The sequence below is a fragment of the Pseudomonas sp. FW300-N1A1 genome, assembly GCF_058789115.1.
This window is the reverse complement of the sequence record NZ_JBYTBK010000005.1, coordinates 49,838-72,959: the sequence shown is the minus strand read 5'-3', so window position 1 is coordinate 72,959 and position 23,122 is coordinate 49,838. Positions and strand designations below refer to the sequence as shown.

The window sequence follows — 23,122 nt, the reverse complement described above, 5'->3', positions numbered from 1 at the left end:
CTCTTGCGAGGGGCGGCGTTTTTTTTGTGCCCGACTTTCCTTTACTGCGTCAGTACCAGCCCGACCGCACCGTCGACACTCCGGCCACTGAGGACCACCCCCAAGTGCTCCACCTCGGGTAACGCCAGCAACGCCGCTTTCGCGCGGTGCTTGAGACGGGCCAGCACCAGTTGCTTGCCTTCGGCATGCACCCGCACAAAAAACTCCTGCAGGGCCTCGATGCTGGTGCCATCCAGATTGGGCGACTCCTCCAGACTGAGAATCACCGTATGAATCGGCATTTCCGAATGCCGGATCAAATGCAAGGCGCCACCGAGAATCCGCTCGACGTTGGCGAAAAACAGCGCCTCTCCCGGCCGCACAATCATCACCCCTGGCACCGCGTTGGCCGAGGGATGACGCTCCAGGTCGACGAAATCATGGCCGTCACCGGCACGCCCGAGCACCTGGATGTCCGCCACCGACAGTTGCTTGAGCATCAACAACACACTGATCGCCACCGAGACCAGCAAGCCATCCAGCACCCCCAGCGTCAGCACCGCCACCACCGCGCACACCACCAGCACGCGATCGCGTTGCCAGACGAAATAACGCCCCAGGGGTTTCAGGCTCAGGCCACGGCCCAGCGCATGCATGACGATGGCCGCCAGCACCGGCTCCGGGGTCAGGGCAATATAGGGCAGTACGGTCAGGACAATGACCAGCACCACCAACGCCGCCACACCGCCCGCCAGCCGCGAATTGGCGCCGGCGGCTTCGTTGGCGGAGGTCGCGGAATACCCCGCTCCCACGGGCATGCCGTGAAACAGCCCGGACATCAGGTTGGAGGCGCCCAGCGCCAACAGGTCCCGATTGGAAGACACCCGGTCACCGTGCTTGAGAGCAAATGAGCTGATCGAACCGTAGGACTCCGCATACAGAATCATCACCATGGCAAAGCCCAGCTCCCCAAGGCGCAACCAGTCGGCGAAGGGTAATACCGGCAGGCTCGGCAACTCCAGGCTCAGGTCGATGACGCCAATCAGCTTGATCCCATAGCTGGGCAAATTCAGCCACTGGCCGGCCGCGATGCCGATCATCACCACCAACAAGCCGCCCGGCACCTTGGGAAACCGCGCGAATACCGCCAACAGCAACAACGCCACACCGGCCACACCGGCCGCGGCCCAGTTCCACTGAGGCAACTGCCCCAACAACTGCGGCAGAAAACGCACCAGGTTGCCATCACTCAGGTGCACCCCCACCACACTGGCGAGCTGCTTGAGGATAATGGTCAGCGCCAGGCCAAAGGAAAACCCACGCAGCACCGGCTTGGCGATGAACGACGTCACGCGGCCCAGCTTGAACAGCCCGGCCAGCACAAACAGCACCCCGGTCACCAGGACCAGGGCGATTGCCAGGCTCGAACGCAGCTGCGGGTCACCGTTGGCCAGCGTAGAAGTGGCGGCCGCCAGCACCGCCGCTGACGAGGACGTTGCCGCGACAATGGCAAACCGGCTGGTGCCGAACACGCCATAGCACAGCAAGCCGGCAAACAAGGCGATCACCCCGGCCTGGGGCGCCAGCGCGGCGATGCTCGAATAGGCCACCGCCTCGGGCAGCAGCAGGCCGGCGATCGACAACCCGGCCAGTACATCCAGCCAGCGTTTTCGACCTTTGGCGGGGGGTTGTTTGGATGCAATCAGCGGATCAGTCGGCAATCAGGTCTCTCCAGAGCAGTGTTTCCAGGCCGACCCGATGATCGATGACGGCACAAAACCGACCTACGTCCACGGGGTTTTGCCAGCGCAAGCCTACCTGCCTGGAGCGCAACCGGTACTGAGCAACATCAGTTGGCCCTTGAACAACGCAGTGTAGCGGCTGCGTCATGCTGTCCCACCCAGAAATACCGCGCCGTACACCTTCGTAGCGAGGGAGCTTGGGATGCACAGCAGCCCCAAAGCCGCTCACCACCTGACGGTGCGGTTGAGATGCCGGACTTTTTGCCAGCCCACGGAAGCGGACTTTCACATAGCCAAACTGACGTTTCACCACGCGGATTGGGTGCTCGACCTTCGCCCGCGCGTGCGCTTTGCAGTATTCGATCTTGCGTTTGATCTTGTAGATCAAACTGCACTTGCCAAACTTGAGGTAGGTGCTGCGGCAGGCCGCAATCTGCCAGGTAACATCACGGTCTTCGCGCCGCTCTGCGCCCGTATAACCCCCATCAGCGTAGATCGCGTTCTCATCGCCGTGCAGCAACTCGGCCACTTGGGGCACGTCGGCCACATTCACGGCAGTGCCGTGGACATGATGAACCAGCCCGGACTCCACATCGGCACCGATGTGGGCCTTCATTCCGAAGAAAAATCGCTGACCTTTCTTCGTTTAATGCATTTCAGGATCGCGCTTACTGTCCTTGTTCTTCGTCGAGCTGGGGGGAATGAATATTGCTGTTAATGCCGTTATGGAGGCTGCCTTGCTCTTTGAAATGGTGATGCTATCGTGACATCGATACGGCAGTTTCGATCAGGAACGTCAACCCTCCAGGTCCCTGGCACGGGCAGTCGAGCGCGACGGCGAAAGGAATTGCAGCCAGGCAGGAGAAGACAGGATGACGCGTTACCTGAAGGAACTGCTGATCTTTCTATATATATTCAAAAGCTATGATTATTATCTCGAACGCCTATCGTTGCTAGGCATGAGCGCTCCGGCGCTAGTGTATATAGGGTTGTTCGGGGTTCTGCTGATTGCATTACTATTGACTGCATATATACGCCAGTCATTGATTCGCTACCTATTTGCGTTGTTGTTCTTTACGTCCGCCGTTTTTTTTGACGCCTATACTCGCGTGACTGCCGATTACTTGAGCTACAGCGCGTTTATATCGATGGTTTATTCGGGCGGCTTTATCCAGGAAGCCCTCTACCAGTACCAATCGACCATCCTGAGCGCACTTGCCAGCGGGCTGTTACTGCTGGTGGGGATCGCCCTCAAGCCGAAACGATCTTTACCGCTGCCCGGGGCCGCACTTGTCGCAGCGCCAGTGCTGGGTGTCGTGCTGCTGTCAGGCATTCTCTTCCTGCGTAGCGGTGAAGGTGCCCGGGGGTTGCCGATCATGTATACGCCGTTGGCCTATTTGAGTCTGTTCGCCTATGAGACTGCCCACAATACCGTGGGCCCTCGTCAGGCGGTCAGCCTGACGCGCAATACCGAGCCGGTCAGCCACGATATCGTTCTGATCATCGATGAAAGCATTACCGGTAACTATCTAGACCTCAATACCGAGCATGGAGTACGCAGCAACCTCATGCAGTCGCACCCAGGCGTGGATATCTATAACTACGGCTATGCCGCCTCCATCGCCAATTGCAGCGCCGACACCAACATCACCTTGCGTTACGGCGGCACGCGCAGCGATTACCTGCGCATCAACTTGACCCTGCCTTCAATCTGGCAGTACGCGAAAAAGGCCGGGCTGGAGACGATCTACATCGATGCCCAGCGTACCGGTGGCAAGTTGCAGAATCTGATGACCGAGACCGAGAAGCAGGACATCGACCGGTTCGTCCAGTTTGACACTGTCCGTGTGCGCGACCGAGACATGGCGGCGGCGCAGCAATTGATCGAGCATCTCAATGATGGCAAGCCACAATTGATCGTCATCAATAAAATCGGCGCGCACTTCCCTGTAAATGACAAATACCCTGACGACTTCATGGTCTACCGGCCGGCGCTGCCGCGTGGGAAGTACGACGATGTGGCCGATACCGGCAGCCGCGACGGCTTCAGCGGGCAGTTGGATGACTGGGCGCTGTACCGCAATGCCTACAAGAACACCTTGCGGTGGAATGTCGGTGAATTCTTTTCACGGGTCTTGGCCAAGGCAGACCTGAGCAATGCCGTGATGATCTACACCTCAGACCATGGCCAGGATCTGCATGAGCGAGGTAACCCGGGCTTGAACACTCACTGCGGGGGCGATCCGGTACCAGAGGAGGGGCTGGTGCCTCTGGTCGTCATCCAGGGGGCCGGCCTCAAGACCCTCGACTGGCCGGCAGCGCTTGAGGCCAACAAAGATCGATCCAGTCAGTACAACATCTTCCCGACCTTGCTGCAGTTGATGGGATATGACGTGGCGGGCATCAAACCGGTATATGGCATTCCCCTCAGCCAGCCGACCGAGGATGACTTCACCTTCAACACCCGTTTCAACGCGCGCTTGGGCGAGAAGCCGCATTTCAAGCATATCGACCTCAGCGACGTGGTGACACCGATCGATTCCATCGCTCAGCCGGTGGTGCAGCAGTCCAAATGAGGTGCGTCTGCCGGGCGAGTACTTGAGTCATGTTCGGCGGGTCGATGCACACGGGGCAGTTGGAAGGAATAAACAATCGAATCAAGGTCATCAAGCGGATGGCGTACGGTTACCGGGATAGCGAGTTCTTTTTCATGAAGATCAAGAGCGTCTTTCCCGGTAATCCGTGATGAACCAAAAAAAAGCCGCTGACGGTGTCGTCAGCGGCCATTCTTTCACTCAGGGTCGGGTTCGATACCGGCCTGGCCGGTCGAACCACCCGGCACTCAGGCCGCCAGCGAGTAAATCAACGCCGAAATGGCCACCAGGCCTACCGCCGTCACGAAGACGTTGGAGGCCTGGCCACGATAACGCGCCATGGCCGGAACCTTGCGGATCGCGTACATCGGCATCAGGAACAGAATCGCCGCGATGACCGGGCCACCCAGGGTTTCGATCATGCCCAGGATGCTCGGGTTCAGCGTGGCGACGATCCAGCACACCACCAGCATGAACGCAGCGGTCATGCGGTCCAGCGCCTTGGCACCCGGACGCTTGCCACTTTTCACGATCAAGCCTTTCAAGCCTTCGCTGGCGCCGATATAGTGGCCCAGGAACGACTTGGAAATGGCCACGAACGCAATTAACGGCGCGGCGAACGCGATGGTCGGGTTGCTGAAGTGGTTGGCCAGGTACGACAGGATCGACAGGTTCTGCGCCTTGGCCTCGGCCAACTGCGCCGGCGACAGGGTCAGCACGCAACTGAAGACGAAGAACAGCACCATCACCACCATCAGCAGGTGGGCACGGGACAGAATCTGCGAGCTGCGCTCTTCGGCGTGGGCACCGTAACGACGCTTCTGGTCTACCGCGAAGGCCGAGATGATCGGCGAGTGGTTGAACGAGAACACCATCACCGGAATCGCCAGCCACAGCGTGTGCAGCAGCGCCGACGGCTCGGGCAGCGTGGTCGCGGTGGCCAGGATGCCGCCGTTCCAGTGCGGAATCAGGAACACCGCCAGGAACAGCAAGGCCACGATGAACGGGTAGACCATCAGGCTCATGGCCTTGACGATCACCTGCTCGCCACAGCGCACCACCGCCAGCAGGCCGAGGATCAGCACGAACGACAGAATCGCCCGGGGTGGCGGCATGATGTGCAACTGGTGCTCAAGGAAGCTGCCCACGGTGTTGGTCAAGGCAACGCTGTAGATCAGCAGGATCGGAAAAATGGCGAAGAAATACAGCAGGGTGATCAGGGCGCCGGCCTTGATCCCGAAATGCTCCTCGACCACCTCGGTGATGTCCGCTCCTTCACGACCGGACAAGACGAAGCGGGTCAGGCCGCGGTGCGCGTAGTACGTCATCGGGAACGCCAGCAACGCCAGGATCAACAGCGGCCAGAAACCGCCAAGGCCTGCGTTGATCGGCAAAAACAAGGTTCCCGCACCAATCGCCGTGCCAAACAGGCCCAGCATCCAGGTGGTGTCATGGCGATTCCAGCTGGTGAGGCTTGCTGGTGCCGCCGCTTCATAGCGTTCATCAACGCTATTGGCCTGATCATTCATCCGGTCGGATCTCCGCATTCCGGTCACTTGCCACTCGGTCAGGACGAGTCAGAAAAAGCTGACAGGCAGCGCCCCGGCCGAAACAGGGGCGCGATTGTCCGGGATTAATGAGCAGAAGCAAAGACTTAGCTGAGGAGCGGTGATGCGTATCAGCGCTTTTTTTCGCTGACGCGTGCCCATCATTGGCCTGAAGGCGCTGTCAGTCGCCGCGCCCATTGCCAAACGCCGGCCAATCGGCAATCTTTGAGCATCTTGCGAATGCGTGACGTGCCCTTTTCGACACCCTCAGGAGCTGAGCATGCCTGCCACCGTTCTGGTACTGGTTGAAACCATCAACGACTATCTGCCGATTCTCGAACACCAGGGCTTTCATCTCATCCTCGCCCCCACCCCCGACGAACGTGCCCAGGCCATCAGCAGCCACGGCGGGCACATCGATGCGGTACTCACTCGCGGGCCACTGGGTCTGCACGCCGAAGAAATCGCCGTCCTGCCCAACCTGAAGATCATCTGTGTGATCGGTGCCGGCTACGAGCATGTCGACCTGCAGGCAGCCAGCAACCGGGGCATCACCGTCACCAATGGCGCCGGGGTGAACGCCTCCTCGGTCGCCGACCACGCCATGGCCCTGTTGCTGGCCCTGGTGCGCGACATCCCGCGGGCCGATGCCGCGGTGCGGCGCGGCGAATGGCCGAAAATCATGCGCCCGTCCCTGGCAGGCAAACGCCTGGGCATTCTGGGGTTGGGAGCCGTGGGCATGGCCATCGCCAAACGCGCGGCCAACGGCTTCGACATGAGTGTGAGCTACCACAATCGCCAAGAGCGCGGCGATGTGCCCTATGACTTCTGCACCACCCCCACCGAACTGGCGCGCGCCTCGGACTTTCTGCTCGTCTGCACCCCTGGCGGCCCGGGCACCGAGTACCTGATCAACAAACAGACGCTGGACGCACTGGGCCCCCATGGCTTTATCGTCAACATTGCCCGGGCCAGCGTGGTCGTCACCGCCGACCTGATCGGCGCGCTGGAACAACGCCGGATTGCCGGCGCCGCCCTCGACGTCTTCGACGCCGAACCCCAGGTACCGGATGCCCTGAAAAAACTCGCCAATGTCATCCTCACCCCCCATGTCGCAGGACTCTCGCCGGAAGCCACCCAGGCCACCGTGGAACTGGTAGGGCAGAACCTGCTGGCGTTTTTCTCCAGTCGCCCGGTGTTGACGCCGGTGGTGTTGCCGATGGCGGCGCAGCCTGCCGTTCGATGAGGAATGCACTTGGGGGGCGTGTTAGTGCGAATACCTGACTGCGCTCGCGGTTGGAGAGTTTGAGTCGACGCCAAGTTGCCGCAGGTACATCCCGTAGCGACAACGGTCAATCGTTGCCCCCGCCCTTTCACTCATGGCGCCGTTCGTGACTCCAGATCCATGTCCGCCGGCCACTGCACTTTGGGCGCGAATCGGCGCGCGAGATTGAAGCGAGCGTCCTCGTTGTTCCAGTCACGGGGTGAATGGAAGAAGGTTGGCAGGGCTTGCGGGCCTTGCTGCATGAAGAGTTGAGCCATGGCCCAGTATTCTTCGCCATGGTCGATGTCGTGGGCGAAGATAAAGCGGTCGAGCACTTCTCGGGTGCCGGGTTTGAGCACGGTCAGGGTAATGTTCTCGATCAGGCCGCCAGTGCCCAAAGGGCCATAGGCACTACAAGCCTCAGCGTGCAGGTCGTCCCAGCTGTATACCTCTGGCCGTACGCCCCAAGCGCTTCGACTGAAAGGGCGAAGTCCGTTGTGATGAAAACGGTAGACATAGACTTTACGGCGTAATCGGTTGAAGCGGATGGGCTCACTACGGGGCATCTCCAGATCCATTCGCAGATAGTAGATTCCTAAACAGATACCGACGATAGCTGTTGCGAGCCCTGCCAAGCCGGGACCGAACAGATAAAAATTCCCATCAAAAAAAATTACATGGATCAGAAACCAGGCTAAAGCTGTAGTCATAGAAAAAATAGTGATCCCGGCGCACGCAAGCACGCCTCTAACTCTTAGAGTTGAGCGTGCCAACTCTAGATAGACATGGTCAAAATGGTTGGGTGGCGTCATCAGCCAATTCGGATCGAGGCTCACAAGTGGCTGTTGGTTGGGGCCAGGAAGGTCACGCTTCCATCCAGGAGCAGGCTTGTCCAACAACGGAGTTGCATGCCCCATCAATTCATTCCCATTGCCGTAAGTTCTGCATAAGCATTGGGACTGTCATGATCTGGCCAGTAAGTCACAGACAGCGTTGCGGCCTCGATTGAGTGACGTCGAATGTCGGGTAACAACTCGATGGAACCGCTGATTTCTTGTACCAGAAGCGTGCCGCCATCAATCATGGAGACAGTGCGTGTACTTACCGTTGGTGCAGTACTTTCCGATTTGAAGTCGGGCTTTTTGGGTAGTTTTGGTGCGGCCATTTCGGCGTGTAGGGCACTGGCTGCCGTGTTGACAGAGGGAGGATTCAAGTTGCCTTGTGCTACCACTTCACCACCGTTGTAACGCCCTGATGGACCATCGCCGCGTCGATGGACGGTCAATGTCCATCGGTAGGCTGATCGACCCGGGTCGAAACGAGGCAGCGCCAAGCGAAAGACCAAGCGCTGCTCATAGGCAGGTGGTCCCATGCTACCGAATGAACGGTCAGCACCGGAGGATGCACGGTCGAGCATTTTCAACCGAAATTCGATATCAACCTCAACACCTATAGTCACAGCATTGAGTTCAGCAATGGCAATGTGGGCTTGATCGGGTGTATTCCAATGAACTTTTGGAGTTTCATTCCCATGGCCGAAATAGCAACGCCTAGCCCAGCGCTCAAACGGGGTAGATTCTTTGCCTTCGGCTAGTTTATAGGCAGCATACCCAGTTAGGCTGAGTAAAATAGCAATACCTAGAGGACCGAGCAGGGCAGAGGAACTCGTAGCAACTGCTGTAATGCCGACAATTGACCCTAATCCCGAAAGCACGGTGGAAGTCGTGTATACGATAGATGCACGAGTGTCTCCAGTCCTCTTTGATCGATTCGCTGCTAATCCGGCTTGAACGGCGTCGAATAAACTTGACGCCGCAGCAATAACAGCCCCCGCCCTCGCCATCGCCTTACCCGCATCAAGCGTAGCTTTTACCCTCGCAACTCCCTCACTGGACAGCGCATGGGTCCCTTGCACCTGTTTCGCACTTTCGCGTAACGCCAAGCCGACAATTTCCACCCCGCCTCCCACCATCGCAAGACTGCTCCCGTACAACGCCATCCGGGCTTGCGTGGATTTATCACCCAGCACCCGATCAACCTCTGCAAGGTTCTTCTTCATCGAATCACTGAGCAGATACAACCCGCCAAGCGCCAGCAGCAGTTCCCCACTGCCCGTGACGCCACGCAGGCCGGTAAAGCTGGTGCGAACCAGCGTGGCGACCTGTTGTGAAGTCACCTGCACTCCGTGCAGTAACCTGCGGGCCTGTGGGTCCAGTGTGCCGAGACCGACGGCGACATTGAGCAGGGCGGTGTGGGGGCTATTGCCGAGTTGATCTTTGCCGTGACTGATCTCGCGCAGCAGTCGTTGCTGCACCTCGGCCGCCTTGCCCTCTACCCAGACGCTGACAGTGATGACCCGGCTGGCCAACCTGGGGTCGAGCACGGCAAGGCTCAACAGGCCGCCCTGAATCATCGGTTGCACGTCGCGGTAGACGCGGCGAGCCTCGTGATCCACTCTACCGAGGCTATTGTTGATCGACTCCCAACTGAGCTCGGCGGCCTCGGCAGCCTTGCGCTGCAAGGTACGCAGGTGCGCGCTTTGCAGGGCGTAATACTCGCTGAGCACCATCTGCACCCTGAGTTCGACCACGTGCAGGCGATTGTGCAGCAGCTGACTGACGCTATTGATACGTGACACCACACGTTCGATACCGGGCCCAAGCAGCGGTTGCAGGCTGGCGCTAGCGGCATTCAGGGCGCCGAGCAGTTGGGCCATGGCCTCGCGCAAGGGCGCGCGGATCAGGTGTTCGGCCTCGTCACTGGCAATCGCTTTGTTCACCAGCGAATAGAGCTTTTCGCTGTCGTCCCAGTCGATGTCCCCGGTGATATTAAAACTGGGCAGCAGTGCCTCCAGCAGGTGCCGGTCCCGCAACAGCAAGGCGCGATAGATCGGGCTCAGCAGGTTGTTCAACCAGTCTTGCCAAAGTCGCGCGCTGGGGCCTGAGGCGGGACTCTCGGGGTTCAGTACCTCACTGATACCCCCCCTCAGGCACAGGGCCATGGTCGCACTGTAGGTCCGTGCCGACTCGGGATCATCACCGTCATAGTCGTAGTGATCGATGTCATCGAACTGACGACTGCGACAAGCGGAGGCATAACCTTCGGCGGCCTGATCGATCTGCTCCTGATAGCCTGACAGTTGCCAGTCGTAGTCCGACTGAAAGGTGGCCCGGGCGCCTTCGTCGTAGCGCTCTTCGAGGGCATCATGACTCTCGCGAGTGTGTGCCTCGACCAGGCGTTGACGCTCTCTCTGCGGATCGACAAACACCGGCGGCCCGTCGCCCGTAAGGGGCTCGATCATCGCGCCAGTGCGTTGTTCGGCCCAAGTGCCGTGCAGGGCTCGGATCGCCAACAGGCACTGCGAAGTCTGGTGCTGGTAGGCGCGCAAAGGGTCTTCTTGCCATTGCTGGCGCTTGTGAACCCAGCGGGTGCGCAAACCGTTGTATTCCTGCACTAGGCCGAGGGTGTCATCGAGGGCAAGGGCCAACACCCCTTGTGGCAATGCGTGTTGCGGTATGGCATTGCGCAGGAACCCACGTACGGCGTGTTGACGATGGAGGCGGCTGTGGAAGCCATGCACGCTGTGGAAACCACTCGGCTGGGACTGCTGGTACTCATAGACCTGTTGATCCACCTGCAACTTGCCGTCGCTCATGGCGATTCCGACACTGGCAGGGTTGTCACGCGCAGTGGCGAGGTTCAGTTGCTGGAAACGCCGTGAAGCCTTGCCGGCCTTGTAGCCGTTGAGCACGCTGCTCGGCCAGGGATCACTGGCGAAGGCCAGCCAAGCCACGCTGTAGCGGGAGGTGTCGATGTTGAGGAAGGATGCCGGCACATCGTGATCGGCGTAGATGCAGTGCTCGGCCAGCGGCCTGGCAGGGGCCGGGGGCGGCGCATAGGGGTTGAACTGGCGCAAGTAGCCCTCGGGGGTCACCTCATAGGCCTGCCAGATCTTGCGATCGAGCAAGACATACAAATAGCCTTGGCGCAGTGTACGCAGCCCCAGTCTCGGCTCGACAGGCTCGGTCCCGAATCCCGGTACCAGCGCGTGGCGCAGGGGCAGGATCGGCAGGCCTTGGCGTTCACAGACCCTGCACTGGTCCGTTGCAAGAAAAGCCGTTTCGGCAACGACGATATCGAGCTGCTCGCTGAGGTTCATTGGGTAGCTCCTGAGTCGGCTGGTCCGGCGGCGACTCTGGCTCATCCGCTTTATCCCCTCAAGAGGGTGACAAAAATCAGGAAATGTCCTACTGCGCACACGACTGTATCTGGCGGGCTAGACTGTCGCGGGCAGGTCGATTCAGGGACAGGGAGCCTTGCACCCCTCCTCCCCTCATTGATCGACACGCCGCTCAACGAGCGGTATTTTCAAACGTCTGTATCAAACACACTGATTGACCGGCAACACGCTCACCTATAAAGGACCGCCGAGGTTGTGGGTGCCGGGTGGGCGCATTAGATTAGCCAATAGTCTCTGGCCTCCAGAATAAGCAGAAGGGATAAGCATGGCGCTGAATGACCAGTCCACCCGTATTCGCTCCGGCGAAGAACTCGATGCCAGTCTGATCGACCCGTACCTCAAGGCGCATATTCCGGGCCTGAGCGGGTTGCCACGGATCAGCCAGTTCCCCGGTGGCGCTTCGAACCTGACGTACTTGCTCGAGTACCCCGGCCAGGAGTTCGTGCTGCGTCGGCCGCCGTTTGGCCACAAGGCCAAGTCCGCCCACGACATGGGCCGCGAGTTCCGCATTCTCAACCAGCTCAAGGACGGTTTCCCCTACTGCCCCAAGGCCTACGTGCACTGCACCGACGAGTCGGTGATCGGCGCCGAGTTCTATGTGATGGAGCGGGTCAAGGGGATCATCCTGCGCTCCGAGCTGCCGGCGGAACTGGGCCTGGACGCGACCAACACCCAGGCACTGTGCAAGAGTTTCATCGACAAGCTGGTTGAACTGCACCGTGTCGACTACACGGCCTGCGGCCTGGCCGACCTGGGCAAGCCTGAAGGTTATGTCGCCCGGCAGATCAAGGGCTGGAGCGACCGTTACGAAAAAGCCCTGACCCCGGACGCGCCACAATGGCAGGCGGTCAAGGCCTGGCTCAACGACAAGATGCCCGCCGACCACCCGACGTCGAGCATCGTCCACAACGACTATCGCTTCGACAATGTGATCCTGGACCCGGACAACCCGATGCAGATCATCGGCGTGCTGGACTGGGAGCTGACCACCCTGGGCGATCCGTTGATGGACCTGGGCAACACCCTCGCCTACTGGATCGAGGCCGCGGACCCGGCACCGATGCAACTGATGCGCCGCCAGCCCAGCCACGCGCCGGGCATGCTGACCCGTCGCGAGTTCGTCGACTACTACGCCGAACGTTCGGGCATCCGGATCGACAACTTCGACTTCTATTACACCTACGGGCTGTTCCGCCTGGCCGGTATCGTGCAGCAGATCTACTACCGTTTCTTCCATGGCCAGACCCAGGACAAACGCTTCGCACAGTTCATTCACATGAACAAACTGCTAGAGCAGATGAGCCTGCAGGTCATTTCGAAATCCAGCCTCTGATCACGGCTCTTATTGCACCCCGGGCCCCATAACAAGGAAAAACCATGTCCAAGACTCAGTTGTTCGACCTCGACGGCAAAATCGCTTTCGTCTCCGGCGCCAGCCGTGGCATCGGTGAGGCCATCGCCAAACTGCTGGCCCAGCAAGGTGCCCACGTGATCGTCTCGAGCCGCAAGCTCGACGGCTGCCAGCACGTGGCCGACGCGATCATCAAGGACGGCGGCAAAGCCACCGCCGTTGCATGCCACATCGGTGAGATGGAGCAGATCAGCCAGGTCTTCGCCGGTATTCGCGAACAGTTCGGGCGCCTGGACATCCTGGTCAACAACGCCGCGACCAACCCACAGTTCTGCAATGTGCTGGACACGGACCTCGGCGCCTTCCAGAAAACCGTGGACGTGAACATTCGCGGCTACTTCTTCATGTCGGTGGAAGCCGGCAAGCTGATGCGCGAGAACGGTGGCGGCAGCATCATCAACGTGGCGTCGATCAACGGCGTCTCGCCGGGAATCTTCCAGGGCATCTACTCGGTGACCAAGGCCGCCGTGATCAACATGACCAAGGTCTTCGCCAAGGAATGCGCGCAGTTCGGCATCCGCTGCAACGCCCTGCTGCCCGGCCTGACCGACACCAAGTTCGCCTCGGCCCTGGTCAAGAACGACGCGATCCTCAACACCGCGCTGCAGCAGATCCCCCTCAAGCGCGTGGCTGCGCCCAGCGAAATGGCCGGCGCCGTGCTGTACCTGGCCAGCGATGCGTCCAGCTACACCACCGGGATCTCGCTGAATGTGGACGGTGGCTTCCTGTCCTGATCCAAACCGTTTTTTGTGGGCTCTGCCTACATTGCCCTGTAGGAGCGAGCGTCGCTCGCGATGGACGTCAACGATAACGCGTGCTGTCTGACACCCCACGTCGCGCTTGTCCGGTGAAGGTTGAGACGGTATCTACAAGGATTGCGGTCCACTGACCAACCGCAGTGCCAGCGCCTTGGCCTGGCTCGCCACGTCGGTGACGGCGGTACTTTCCCACCACATGCCCCGCAAGGGCGGGCCCATGGCGAACAACCGCCGGGCGGCCTGCCCTTGGGCGTCGAGCACGGCGCCGTCCGCCTGCGCGGCAATCCCCAGGGCCAATGGCCCGGGCTGAACCAGGCCACGGGCCAGCAGCTGCTGCGGCAAGGCGCGGGCGACCCGGCGCCAGTCGTACTCGATACCGCTGGAGTTGATCAGGGCATCGCCACCGACCAGGGTCGTCCCCGCCTCCCCGCGACGGCGAATGCAGAGGGTGACCCGGCCATCGGTCGAGGGCGCCAGGCCCTTGAATGAGGCCGCCTGGATCCGCAACCGCCCCTCGGCATGCAATCGTGCCACCAACTCGGCACTCAAGGGCGGCGAGCGGTGATGGTGACTTTCCCACCAGGGGCGCACATGGCGCACGAACTGACGGCGCTGCACATCCGTGGCCTGGCTCCAGAGCCGCCCGATATGAGCCCGCACGGTGTCCAGCGGTGCTTGCCAGTCGATCCCTTCGACCGCCGCCGCACGGCATTGGCGACGCAGTTCATGCATCAGTTGCCGTGGGCTGCCAATGCCGGGGTCCAGCGCCAGAAAATCCACCCACGCCGGTGGCTGACGGCGCACATGGGGCAGCAGGCCATGGCGGGAGAACACGTCGATCGGCCCGCGATGCCCGGCCTGCTCCAGCGACACCACGGCATCGACCATGGTCAGGCCGGAGCCAATGATCATCACCCTGGCGTGCGGATCGAGTTGCGCCATCGCCGCCACGTCCCAAGGATCCAGCGCCGCCGCATTCAGGCCGCTGGATTCGGTCTGCGGGGTCCTGGCCGCCGGGAACATGCCGGTGGCCAGGACCGCCACCGCGCCACGCAACCGGGTGCCGTCATTCAATGTCAGCAGCGCCCCCTGCTCGTCGATCTGCAGGTCGACTCCTTCGGCGCGCACATGCTCGACACTCGAACCCTGGCCCGCCCCCTGCACTCGCGCCTCAGCCAGGCGTTGCTGCGCATACAGGCCGAACAGGCCCCGGGGCGGGAACAGTTCGGCAACCGGCACCGTCTGCTCGCTCGATTGCGGCCAGCCGCCGTCGGCAATGAAGGCCGTCAACCATTGCGTCAAGTCGTCGGCATTGTCCGGATCGACGCTCATGCGCGCGGCATTGCCATTGAGCGTGTGCCCCAGTTCGACCGCGCTATAGGCCTCACCGCGCCCCAGTTCGGCGCGCGGTTCGACCACCAGTACCTGGCGCTGGCCGGGCAACCGCATCAACTGGGCGGCGAGCAACGCCCCGCTCAAGCCACCGCCGACGATCAGGATGTCGGCGCTGCGAATCGCCTGCTGTGCTTGCCCGAGGGAAACTTCACTCATGGGACCTTGGCGCCTTTTAGAGATTAAATTATTTTAAAATCATGGCCTTATTAAAACTTTGTAGAAAATGGATTAACCAGGATTCGTTCAGATCACCACGTTACGCACGAACCTCACGGCCACAGCACCGTCATTGCGATAGGCGTGGGTGCGGTTACTGGCGAAACTGACGAAATCGCCGGTTGCCAGCCTGCGCTCTTCATCGCCCAACACCAGGGTCAGGCTACCTTCGAACACATACACCTGCTCGCTCCAGCCGTCGGCATCGGCGTCCGACAGGTACAGCTCGCCCGGTTCCAGGCGCCACTCCCAGAGCTCCACTTCACGGCACGCAGCGGCCTTGGCCAGCAACACGGCCTTGCTGCCGGGGATGACGCCCGCCCATGCCACTTCATTGATGCGGCTCGGATCCCGGGCATCGGGGGCGGAAATCAAGTCACTGAAGGCCACGTCCAGCGCTTCGGCCACCCGGTCAAGGGTGGTCAGGCTGACGTTTTTCTCACCCGCTTCAATGGCCACCAGCATCCGCCGGCTAACCCCGGACTTTTCCGCCAGTGCGGTCTGGCTCAGTTCGGCGGCATGGCGCAGACGCCGGACATTCTGGCTGACGTGTTGCAGGACGGAAGCCCGCTGGCCGTTTTCTTTGTGCACTATATTGCTCACTTGATGGTGTTGCGCAGTATACTGCCCAACTTCTGGCGCATTGTGCGTCCCACTCAGGTAGCGCGCAAGGCCATGACGTCAGCGAACTCTTCCACACCCACTTCCAGCTTGTTTCGGCTGAGCAAGGCCGAATGTGTACTGGTGCTGATCACCATGATCTGGGGGGGCACCTTCCTGCTGGTGCAGCACGCCATGACCGTCAGTGGCCCGATGTTCTTCGTCGGCCTGCGCTTTGCCGCCGCCGCCTGCATCGTCGCCCTGTTCTCCTGGCGTAGCCTGGGCCAGTTGACCTGGTTCGAGCTCAAGGCCGGCGCCTTCATCGGCGTGGCGATCATGCTGGGCTATGGCCTGCAGACCTACGGTTTGCAAACCATCCTGAGCAGCCAGTCGGCGTTTATCACCGCGCTGTACGTACCGTTCGTGCCGTTGTTGCAATGGCTGGTACTCGGCCGTCGCCCGGGCTTGATGCCGAGCCTTGGCATCATGCTGGCCTTCGCCGGGCTGATGCTGCTTTCGGGTCCCGCCGGGGCCACGTTGAACTTCAGCGCCGGTGAGATCGCCACCCTGATCAGTGCGGTAGCGATTGCCGCGGAGATCATCCTGATCAGCAGCTACGCCGGCAGGGTCGATGTACGACGGGTCACGGTGGTGCAACTGGCCGTCACCTCGGTGCTGGCGTTCCTGATGATTGCACCGACCCGGGAAGCGCTTCCGTCGTTTTCCTGGCTCCTGCTGGCCAGCGCCCTGGGCCTGGGTGCCGCCAGTGCCGCGATTCAGGTGGCGATGAACTGGGCACAGAAAAGCGTGTCCCCCACCCGCGCGACGCTGATCTATGCCGGCGAGCCGGTCTGGGCCGGGATTGCCGGGCGCCTGGCGGGTGAACGGTTGCCGGGGCTGGCGCTGTTCGGCGCGGCATTGATTGTCGCGGCGGTGATCGTCAGCGAGCTGAAAACCAAAGGTAAGGCTGTCGTGCCTGAAGCAGAACCTGAACAGGAAACACAAGGTCAAGACGTGAACGCTGCGGCGCCTGAACAATAGCCATCGCGAGCAAGCTCGCTCCCACAGGGTCCGGATGCAGGCCCGCGATCACGACACAACAGATGCCCAGTGTGGGAAAGAACCGGGCGGCGCTACGCTTGCTCGCGATAGCGCCCGGCCGGTCGATCAAGCACTTCATAACAATGTGAATCAGGCTTTTTCTGCCTACCTTGTAGGATCCTGCCACAGCTTGGCAGTTGGTGATCCGGGGCGCGGCACGTATGATCCTTCACAAACTTCCGCAGATTAGAAGCCTATGTCCCTGATAGTTCTACTGCTTCTGCCATTTATTGGCAGCTGTCTGGCGGCATTGCTGCCACACAACGCACGTAATGCTGAATCGATTCTCTCCGGATTGATCGCCTTGGTCGGCACCCTCCAGGTGGCCTTGTTGTACCCGCAGATCGCCGACGGCGGTGTGATACGCGAAGAGTACTTCTGGCTGCCCAGCCTGGGCTTGAACTTCGTCCTGCGCCTGGACGGTTTCGCCTGGCTGTTCTCCCTGCTGGTGTTGGGCATCGGTACCCTGGTATCGCTCTATGCGCGTTACTACATGTCGCCGGAAGACCCGGTGCCGCGCTTTTTTGCCTTCTTCCTGGCATTCATGGGCGCCATGCTCGGATTAGTGATCTCCGGCAACCTGATTCAAATGGTGTTTTTCTGGGAGCTGACCAGCCTCTTTTCGTTCCTGCTGATCGGCTACTGGCACCACCGCGCCGATGCCCGTCGGGGCGCCTACATGGCCCTGATGGTGACCGGTGCCGGCGGTTTGTGCCTGCTGGCGGGGGTCATGCTCCTCGGCCATGTCGTCGGCAGCTATGACCTGGACAAGGTCCTGGCCGCCGGCGATCTGATTCGTGCCCATGCGCTGTACCCCATCCTGCTTCCCTTGATCCTGATCGGCGCCTTGAGCAAAAGCGCCCAGTTCCCCTTCCACTTCTGGCTCCCCCACGCCATGGCCGCACCGACACCGGTCTCGGCCTATCTGCACTCGGCCACCATGGTCAAGGCCGGGGTGTTTCTCCTGGCCCGCCTGTGGCCGTCCCTGTCGGGCAGCGAAGAGTGGTTCTACATCGTCAGCGGGGCCGGCGCCTGTACGTTGCTGCTGGGCGCCTACTGCGCGATGTTCCAGAACGACCTCAAGGGCCTGCTGGCCTATTCGACCATCAGCCACCTGGGCCTGATCACCCTGCTGCTGGGCCTGAACAGCCCCCTGGCAGCGGTCGCGGCGGTGTTCCACATCCTCAACCACGCGACCTTCAAGGCGTCGTTGTTCATGGCCGCCGGGATCATCGACCACGAAAGTGGCACCCGCGACATCCGCAAGCTCAATGGCCTGATCCGCCTGATCCCGTTCACCGCCACCCTGGCGATGGTGGCCAGTGCCTCGATGGCCGGCGTGCCGCTGCTCAACGGCTTCCTGTCCAAGGAGATGTTCTTCGCCGAAACCGTGTTCATCAATGCGACCGCCTGGATCGAGACCAGCCTGCCGATCATCGCCACCATCGCTGGCACCTTCAGCGTCGCCTACTCCCTGCGCTTTACCGTGGACGTGTTCTTCGGCCCGACGGCCACCGACCTGCCCCACACGCCTCACGAGCCGCCGCGCTGGATGCGTGCGCCGGTCGAGTTGCTGGTCTTTACCTGCCTGGTGGTGGGGATCTTCCCGGCCCAAGTGGTCGGCCCGCTGCTCGCCGCCGCCGCCCTGCCGGTGGTCGGCGGGACGCTGCCCGAGTACAGCCTGGCGATCTGGCACGGCTTGAACGCGCCAATGATCATGAGCCTGATCGCCATGTCCTGCGGCATCGTGTTGTACTTGCTGCTGCGCAATCAATTCAAGCACGGGCGCTTCAAGTACCCGCCGCTGATTGGCCGGCTCAATGGCAAGCGCCTGTTCGAACGCAGCCTGGTGATCATGATGCGCCTAGCGCGCCGACTGGAGCGGCAGATCAGCACCAAGCGCCTGCAGACCCAGCTGTTCCTGCTGGTACTGGCAGCCGTGCTGGCCGGCCTGATTCCCATGCTGTACAGCGGCATCAGCTGGGGCGATCGGCCGAAAATCCCGGGCTCGATCGTCTTCGTCACCCTGTGGCTACTGGCAATCGCCTGCGCCCTGGGTGCCGCCTGGCAAGCCAAGTATCACCGACTCGCCGCCCTGACCATGGTCAGCGTTTGCGGCCTGATGACCTGCGTCACCTTCGTCTGGTTCTCGGCGCCGGACCTGGCCTTGACCCAACTGGTGGTCGAGGTGGTGACCACGGTACTTATCCTGTTGGGTCTGCGCTGGTTGCCGCGACGGATCGAAGACGTCTCGCCGCTGCCCGGTAGCGTGTCGAAGGCCCGGGTTCGTCGCCTGCGCGACCTGCTGCTGTCGATTGCGGTGGGCGTGGGCATGGCCCTGCTCTCCTATGCCATGCTGACCCGCCAGACGCCCAACGACATCTCCTCGTTCTACCTCAGCCGCGCCCTGCCCGAAGGCGGTGGCAGCAACGTGGTGAACGTGATGCTGGTGGACTTCAGGGGCTTTGACACCCTCGGCGAAATCACTGTACTGGCGGCGGTGGCACTGGCGGTCTTTGCCCTGCTGCGACGCTTCCGCCCGCCCAAGGAAAGTATGCAACTGCCGGCGCAACAGCGCCTGCTGGCACCGGACGTGGTCACCGACCTGGTCAACCCGCGCCATGCCAGCGACACCGCCCTGGGCTTCATGATGGTGCCGGCGGTGCTGGTACGCCTGTTGCTGCCGATTGCCCTGGTGGTGTCGTTCTACCTGTTCATGCGCGGGCACAACCTGCCCGGTGGCGGCTTCGTCGCGGGGCTGGTGATGTCGGTGGCGTTCATCCTGCAATACATGGTGGCCGGCACCCAGTGGGTCGAGGCGCAGATGAGCCTGCGACCGGTGCGCTGGATGGGCACCGGGCTGCTGTTTGCCACCGTCACCGGCCTGGGGGCAATGGCGGCGGGCTATCCGTTCCTGACCACCCACACCTGGCATTTCTCGCTGCCGCTGCTGGGCGACATTCACATCGCCAGCGCGCTGTTCTTCGACATCGGCGTGTACGCCGTCGTCGTCGGTTCGACCTTGCTGATCCTGACCGCCCTGGCGCACCAGTCGGTGCGGGGACACAAGCCCGGCGCCCAAGCCAAACCCATTGCCAAGCCAGGAGCGGCCTGATGGAAGAAGTCATCGCAATTGCCATCGGCGTACTGGCGGCCTCCGGCGTCTGGCTGGTCCTGCGCCCTCGAACCTTCCAGGTGGTGATGGGCCTGTGCCTGCTGTCCTACGGGGTCAACCTGTTCATCTTCAGCATGGGCAGCCTGTTCATCGGCAAGGAGCCGATCATCAAGGACGGCGTGCCCCAGGATTTGTTGAACTACACCGACCCGCTGCCCCAGGCGCTGGTGCTCACGGCGATCGTCATCAGCTTCGCCATGACCGCGCTGTTCCTGGTGGTGTTGCTGGCGTCACGGGGCCTGACAGGCACCGACCATGTCGATGGCCGGGAGCCTAAAGAATGAACTGGATGCAACATCTGATCGCCGCGCCCATCCTGCTGCCGCTGCTGACCGCCGCGCTGATGCTGCTGCTGGGCGAAAAACATCGCCCGCTCAAGGCTCGGCTCAACCTGTTCTCCAGCCTGATCGGCCTGGGCATTTCGGTGATGTTGTTGCTGTGGACCCAGCAACAGGGCGAACCCGGCTCCATCGGCGTGTACCTGCCGGCCAACTGGCAAGTGCCGTTCGGCATCGTGCTGGTGGTCGATCGCCTGTCTGCATTGATGCTGGTCCTGACCGGGATCATCGGCGTCAGCGCCCTGCTGTTCGCCATGGCCCGCTGGGACGGTGCCGGCGCCAGCTTCCACGCCCTGTTCCAGATCCAACTGATGGGCCTCTACGGGGCCTTCCTGACGGCCGACCTGTTCAACCTGTTCGTGTTCTTCGAAGTGCTGCTGGCCGCCTCCTATGGCTTGATGCTCCACGGTTCCGGCCGGGCGCGGGTGTCATCGGGGCTGCACTACATCTCGATCAACCTGCTGGCCTCGTCGCTGTTCCTGATTGGTGCGGCATTGATCTACGGCGTCACCGGCACCCTGAACATGGCCGACCTGGCACAGAAGATCCCGCTGATCCCGGAAGCCGACCGAGGCTTGCTGCACGCCGGCGCGGGCATTCTGGCAGTGGCGTTCCTGGCCAAGGCCGGGATGTGGCCGCTGAACTTCTGGCTGGTACCGGCCTATTCCGCGGCCAGCGCCCCGGTGGCGGCCATGTTCGCGATCATGACCAAGGTCGGCGTCTATACCCTGCTACGCCTGTGGACGCTGCTGTTCTCGGGGCAGGCCGGCGCATCGGCGTATTTTGGCGGCGACTGGCTGGTGTACGGCGGCATGGCGACCATCGTCTGCGCCGCGCTGGCGATCCTTTCCGCGCAGCGCCTGGAACGCATGGCCAGCCTCAGCATCCTGGTGTCGGCGGGGATCCTGCTGTCAGCCATCGGTTTCGGCCAGCCCAACCTGGTGGCGGCGGCGCTGTTCTATCTGGTCAGCTCCACACTGGCCCTGAGCGCCCTGTTCCTGCTGGCCGAACTGATCGAACGCTCACGCACCGCCGTCGAAGTCCCGCTGGACGATGAAATCGAAGCCTTGCCGCGCCCACTGGAGTCCAGCCAGCCGACCAAGGGCATCAACCTCGACGACGACCAGCAAGCCGTGGTCGGCCAGGTGATTCCCTGGACCATGGCCTTCCTTGGCTTGAGCTTCATCGCTTGCGCCCTGCTGATCATCGGCATGCCGCCGCTCTCCGGGTTCATTGGCAAGCTCAGCCTGCTCAGCGCCCTGCTCAACCCGCTGGGTCTCGGCGCGTCTGCCGGACACCCGGTATCGACCGCGGCCTGGAGCCTGCTGGCCCTGCTGATTCTGTCCGGGCTGGCCTCGCTGATCGCCTTTGCGCGCCTGGGCATCCAGCGCTTCTGGACCCCGGAAGAACGCCCGTCACCGGTCCTGCGCCGGCTGGAATGCGTGCCGATCTTCGCCCTGCTGGCGTTGAGCATTGCGCTGACCTTCAAGGCCGAACCGCTGATGCGTTTCACCCAGGCGGCAGCCGACACGTTGAATGACCCGCAGCAATACGTGATGGCGGTCCTCGGCACCCGCGCTCTTCCAGGCCCCGCAACCCCTGCGACGCTCCAGGAGGTACAACCATGAAGCGCCTGTTTCCTGCCCCCTGGTTGTCGCTGGCACTGTGGGTGCTGTGGCTGGTGCTGAACCTGTCCGTCAGCCCCGGCAACCTGTTGCTCGGCGCGTTGATGGGGTTCTGCGCGCCGCTGATGATGCGCAAGCTGCGTCCGCTGCCGATCCGTATCCGCCGCCCCGGGGTGATCCTGCGCCTGTTCCTGTTGGTGGGCCGTGACGTGCTGGCGTCCAACCTGGCCGTGGCCTGGGGCGTCCTGAACGCCGGCCGGCGGGCGCCGCGCTCGGCGTTCATCAAGGTACCGCTGGACTTGCGCGATGCCAACGGCCTGGCGGCGCTGTCGATGATCACCACGGTGGTGCCGGGCACGGTCTGGTCGGAACTGGCGCTGGATCGCAGCATCCTGCTGCTGCATGTGTTCGATCTGGATGACGAAGCGCACTTTATCCAGCACTTCAAGGCGACTTACGAGCGCCCCTTGATGGAGATTTTCGAATGAGTGCCCTGCTCTCGAACGCGATTGTGTTCAGCCTGTTCCTGTTCTCGCTGGCGATGGTGCTGACCCTGGTCCGCCTGTTCAAGGGCCCATCGGCCCAGGACCGGGTACTGGCCCTGGACTACCTGTACGTCATTGCCATGCTGATGATGCTGGTGCTGGGCATCCGCTACGCCAGCGATACTTATTTCGAAGCAGCGCTGCTGATCGCGCTGTTCGGCTTCGTCGGCTCGTTTGCCCTGGCGAAATTCCTGCTGCGTGGCGAGGTGATCGAATGAACGGGATGGACCAACTGCCGCTGTGGGTCGAGATTCTGGTGGCGGTTCTGCTGCTGGCCAGCAGCCTGTGCACCTTGATCGGCGCCATCGGCCTGGTGCGACTCAAGGACTACTTCCAGCGCATGCACCCGCCGGCGCTGGCCTCGACACTGGGTGCCTGGTGCGTGGCGCTGGCGTCGATCCTGTACTTCTCGGTGCTCACATCCCGCCCGGTGCTGCACGCCTGGCTGATTCCGGTGCTGCTGGCGATCACCATGCCGGTGACCACCTTGCTACTGGCCCGGGCGGCCTTGTTCCGCAAGCGGATGGCCGGGGACGATGTACCTGCCGAGGTCAGCAGCCGACGCAATGAAAGCGGGAGCTGAGGCGCTCTG

Annotated in this window: 17 protein-coding genes and 2 pseudogenes; 12 read left to right on the top strand and 7 right to left on the bottom strand. The window is 61.8% G+C overall.

Annotated elements, in window-relative coordinates:
* Nucleotides 1–41: 41 nt before the first annotated feature.
* Together AC3WQN_RS06080 and AC3WQN_RS06075 are read right to left on the bottom strand one after the other, a co-directional pair.
* Entirely contained in the window at nt 42–1,700 is a 1,659-nt protein-coding gene (locus AC3WQN_RS06080; protein WP_371918501.1) for a SulP family inorganic anion transporter, read from the bottom strand.
* A 271-nt stretch (nt 1,701–1,971) separates the two neighbouring features.
* Nucleotides 1,972–2,418 (bottom strand): annotated as a pseudogene (locus AC3WQN_RS06075) (transposase); the annotation flags it as partial.
* A gap of 175 nt (nt 2,419–2,593) precedes the next feature.
* On the opposite strand from AC3WQN_RS06075, the gene AC3WQN_RS06070 reads away from it, so the two are divergent.
* Nucleotides 2,594–4,297: a sulfatase-like hydrolase/transferase gene (locus AC3WQN_RS06070; protein WP_103400137.1), complete on the top strand. Its 1,704-nt coding sequence runs from the start codon at nt 2,594–2,596 to the stop codon at nt 4,295–4,297.
* A gap of 44 nt (nt 4,298–4,341) precedes the next feature.
* A pseudogene (locus AC3WQN_RS06065) lies at nt 4,342–4,467 on the top strand (transposase); the annotation flags it as partial.
* Nucleotides 4,468–4,563: 96 nt separating this feature from the next.
* On the opposite strand, the gene AC3WQN_RS06060 reads toward AC3WQN_RS06065, so the two are convergent.
* Nucleotides 4,564–5,844: an HAAAP family serine/threonine permease gene (locus tag AC3WQN_RS06060; protein WP_103400138.1), complete on the bottom strand. Its 1,281-nt coding sequence runs from the start codon at nt 5,842–5,844 to the stop codon at nt 4,564–4,566.
* 298 nt (nt 5,845–6,142) lie between these two features.
* Here AC3WQN_RS06060 and AC3WQN_RS06055 point away from each other — a divergent pair, with 298 nt between their 5' ends.
* Nucleotides 6,143–7,108 (top strand): 2-hydroxyacid dehydrogenase, encoded by a 966-nt coding sequence (locus tag AC3WQN_RS06055; RefSeq protein WP_103400139.1) that lies wholly within the window; start codon nt 6,143–6,145, stop codon nt 7,106–7,108.
* Nucleotides 7,109–7,239: 131 nt separating this feature from the next.
* Here the strand turns inward: AC3WQN_RS06055 and AC3WQN_RS06050 are convergent, their stop codons facing one another.
* Together AC3WQN_RS06050 and AC3WQN_RS06045 are read right to left on the bottom strand one after the other, a co-directional pair.
* A complete protein-coding gene (locus tag AC3WQN_RS06050) occupies nt 7,240–7,962 on the bottom strand; it encodes a DUF6708 domain-containing protein (RefSeq protein ID WP_371918502.1) in 723 nt (240 codons plus the stop codon).
* A gap of 80 nt (nt 7,963–8,042) precedes the next feature.
* Entirely contained in the window at nt 8,043–11,285 is a 3,243-nt protein-coding gene (locus tag AC3WQN_RS06045) for a T6SS effector BTH_I2691 family protein (RefSeq protein WP_103400140.1), read from the bottom strand.
* A 346-nt stretch (nt 11,286–11,631) separates the two neighbouring features.
* On the opposite strand from AC3WQN_RS06045, the gene AC3WQN_RS06040 reads away from it, so the two are divergent.
* Both AC3WQN_RS06040 and AC3WQN_RS06035 read left to right on the top strand, forming a co-directional pair.
* Nucleotides 11,632–12,699, top strand: coding sequence for a phosphotransferase family protein (locus tag AC3WQN_RS06040; protein WP_103400141.1), 1,068 nt, complete (start codon nt 11,632–11,634; stop codon nt 12,697–12,699).
* Between the two features lie 44 nt (nt 12,700–12,743).
* Nucleotides 12,744–13,511, top strand: a complete 768-nt coding sequence (locus AC3WQN_RS06035) for an SDR family oxidoreductase (protein WP_095148329.1) — start codon at nt 12,744–12,746, stop codon at nt 13,509–13,511.
* Between the two features lie 132 nt (nt 13,512–13,643).
* Here AC3WQN_RS06035 and AC3WQN_RS06030 read toward each other — a convergent pair whose 3' ends face one another.
* Together AC3WQN_RS06030 and AC3WQN_RS06025 are read right to left on the bottom strand one after the other, a co-directional pair.
* The gene (locus tag AC3WQN_RS06030; RefSeq protein WP_103400142.1) at nt 13,644–15,086 is read right to left on the bottom strand and encodes an FAD/NAD(P)-binding protein; all 1,443 of its coding nucleotides are present in this window, start codon (nt 15,084–15,086) and stop codon (nt 13,644–13,646) included.
* Between the two features lie 87 nt (nt 15,087–15,173).
* The gene (locus AC3WQN_RS06025) at nt 15,174–15,737 is read right to left on the bottom strand and encodes a helix-turn-helix domain-containing protein (RefSeq protein WP_103400143.1); all 564 of its coding nucleotides are present in this window, start codon (nt 15,735–15,737) and stop codon (nt 15,174–15,176) included.
* A 15-nt stretch (nt 15,738–15,752) separates the two neighbouring features.
* Between AC3WQN_RS06025 and AC3WQN_RS06020 the strand changes: the two genes are divergently transcribed.
* The 7 genes from AC3WQN_RS06020 to AC3WQN_RS05990 all read left to right on the top strand — a co-directional run bounded on the left by AC3WQN_RS06020 (nt 15,753) and on the right by AC3WQN_RS05990 (nt 23,113).
* A complete protein-coding gene (locus AC3WQN_RS06020; RefSeq protein WP_178081900.1) occupies nt 15,753–16,787 on the top strand; it encodes a DMT family transporter in 1,035 nt (344 codons plus the stop codon).
* Nucleotides 16,788–17,043: 256 nt separating this feature from the next.
* Nucleotides 17,044–19,962: a monovalent cation/H+ antiporter subunit A gene (locus AC3WQN_RS06015; protein WP_103400145.1), complete on the top strand. Its 2,919-nt coding sequence runs from the start codon at nt 17,044–17,046 to the stop codon at nt 19,960–19,962.
* Nucleotides 19,962–20,306: a Na+/H+ antiporter subunit C gene (locus AC3WQN_RS06010; RefSeq protein ID WP_005789164.1), complete on the top strand. Its 345-nt coding sequence runs from the start codon at nt 19,962–19,964 to the stop codon at nt 20,304–20,306. Before AC3WQN_RS06015 ends, AC3WQN_RS06010 begins: the two co-directional genes overlap by 1 nt.
* Nucleotides 20,303–21,988 carry a monovalent cation/H+ antiporter subunit D gene (locus AC3WQN_RS06005; protein WP_103400146.1) on the top strand — a complete coding sequence of 562 codons (1,686 nt, stop codon included), beginning with the start codon at nt 20,303–20,305 and terminating at the stop codon, nt 21,986–21,988. The genes AC3WQN_RS06010 and AC3WQN_RS06005 overlap by 4 nt, the downstream gene beginning before the upstream one ends.
* Entirely contained in the window at nt 21,985–22,473 is a 489-nt protein-coding gene (locus AC3WQN_RS06000) for a Na+/H+ antiporter subunit E (protein WP_103400147.1), read from the top strand. The genes AC3WQN_RS06005 and AC3WQN_RS06000 overlap by 4 nt, the downstream gene beginning before the upstream one ends.
* Complete coding sequence (locus AC3WQN_RS05995) at nt 22,470–22,748, top strand: K+/H+ antiporter subunit F (RefSeq protein WP_095083219.1); 279 nt, start codon at nt 22,470–22,472, stop codon at nt 22,746–22,748. The genes AC3WQN_RS06000 and AC3WQN_RS05995 overlap by 4 nt, the downstream gene beginning before the upstream one ends.
* On the top strand, nt 22,745–23,113 hold the full coding sequence (locus tag AC3WQN_RS05990; protein ID WP_095143372.1) for a Na+/H+ antiporter subunit G: 369 nt from the start codon (nt 22,745–22,747) through the stop codon (nt 23,111–23,113). Before AC3WQN_RS05995 ends, AC3WQN_RS05990 begins: the two co-directional genes overlap by 4 nt.
* Nucleotides 23,114–23,122 lie beyond the last annotated feature (9 nt).

Excerpts from the sequence above, each read along its gene's own strand:
- AC3WQN_RS06030 (WP_103400142.1), bottom strand. The coding sequence starts at position 15,086 with ATGAGTGAAGTTTCCCTCGGGCAAGCACAGCAGGCGATTCGCAGCGCC.
- AC3WQN_RS06060 (WP_103400138.1), bottom strand. The coding sequence starts at position 5,844 with ATGAATGATCAGGCCAATAGCGTTGATGAACGCTATGAAGCGGCGGCA.
- AC3WQN_RS06055 (WP_103400139.1), top strand. The coding sequence starts at position 6,143 with ATGCCTGCCACCGTTCTGGTACTGGTTGAAACCATCAACGACTATCTG.
- AC3WQN_RS06015 (WP_103400145.1), top strand. The coding sequence starts at position 17,044 with ATGTCCCTGATAGTTCTACTGCTTCTGCCATTTATTGGCAGCTGTCTG.
- AC3WQN_RS06045 (WP_103400140.1), bottom strand. The coding sequence starts at position 11,285 with ATGAACCTCAGCGAGCAGCTCGATATCGTCGTTGCCGAAACGGCTTTT.
- AC3WQN_RS06070 (WP_103400137.1), top strand. The coding sequence starts at position 2,594 with ATGACGCGTTACCTGAAGGAACTGCTGATCTTTCTATATATATTCAAA.
- AC3WQN_RS06020 (WP_178081900.1), top strand. The coding sequence starts at position 15,753 with ATGGTGTTGCGCAGTATACTGCCCAACTTCTGGCGCATTGTGCGTCCC.
- AC3WQN_RS06010 (WP_005789164.1), top strand. The coding sequence starts at position 19,962 with ATGGAAGAAGTCATCGCAATTGCCATCGGCGTACTGGCGGCCTCCGGC.
- AC3WQN_RS06035 (WP_095148329.1), top strand. The coding sequence starts at position 12,744 with ATGTCCAAGACTCAGTTGTTCGACCTCGACGGCAAAATCGCTTTCGTC.
- AC3WQN_RS06005 (WP_103400146.1), top strand. The coding sequence starts at position 20,303 with ATGAACTGGATGCAACATCTGATCGCCGCGCCCATCCTGCTGCCGCTG.
- AC3WQN_RS05995 (WP_095083219.1), top strand. The coding sequence starts at position 22,470 with ATGAGTGCCCTGCTCTCGAACGCGATTGTGTTCAGCCTGTTCCTGTTC.
- AC3WQN_RS06040 (WP_103400141.1), top strand. The coding sequence starts at position 11,632 with ATGGCGCTGAATGACCAGTCCACCCGTATTCGCTCCGGCGAAGAACTC.
- AC3WQN_RS06000 (WP_103400147.1), top strand. The coding sequence starts at position 21,985 with ATGAAGCGCCTGTTTCCTGCCCCCTGGTTGTCGCTGGCACTGTGGGTG.
- AC3WQN_RS05990 (WP_095143372.1), top strand. The coding sequence starts at position 22,745 with ATGAACGGGATGGACCAACTGCCGCTGTGGGTCGAGATTCTGGTGGCG.